Genomic DNA, 475 nt, shown 5'->3' with positions numbered 1-475 from the left:
ATGCATGAGCTCTCTCTTCAGCTTTCTTGAGACGAAAGGCGGTGCGCCTTCTTACCACAGACCTGCGGTGTTCCACAAACACTCGGAGTAGCTCGAGAAGCGGGAGCACAACCGGTTTTGCGTCCACGAGGGCTATGTAGTGCTTAGTGGTCTCGAGGTTTGAGTGTCCCATGATCGCCTGGAGCGCAAAGGGGTTCATGCCGTTGCGCAAAAAGTGCAAGGCCGCATCGTGGCGCAGGTCGTAGGGAGAAAGCTTAGAGGAGGCGCTGAAGAAAGAGAGGTTAAATTACATCCTTGTAAGAGATGCCTTTCCTGAGAAAAAGGGCGAAATGAAGGATAAGCTGGTCGGTTCTTTCGGGCACTATGAGCCTCACGCGCACATCCATTAATGACGCCGTTTCTAATGCATGAAGGGTCTCGCTTTCCGGTATAAAATAAGGCGTAGTAATGGTGACTTGTCTTTGCGAGGTTAGTA

At 51.2% G+C, this 475-nt stretch carries 2 protein-coding genes; both read right to left on the bottom strand.

What is annotated here, in order from left to right:
* Positions 1 to 220: DNA gyrase subunit A (locus tag EZM41_RS10995; protein ID WP_232619327.1), on the bottom strand; the 220-nt coding region annotated here is incomplete at its 3' end.
* Between the two features lie 61 nt (positions 221 to 281).
* A partial coding sequence (locus tag EZM41_RS10990) for a phospholipase D-like domain-containing protein (protein WP_342449306.1) occupies positions 282 to 475 on the bottom strand: 194 nt, incomplete at its 5' end.

The organism is Acetomicrobium sp. S15 = DSM 107314 (genome assembly GCF_016125955.1).
Classification (GTDB): domain Bacteria; phylum Synergistota; class Synergistia; order Synergistales; family Thermosynergistaceae; genus Thermosynergistes; species Thermosynergistes pyruvativorans.
This window is presented reverse-complemented; position numbering and strand designations above follow the sequence as displayed.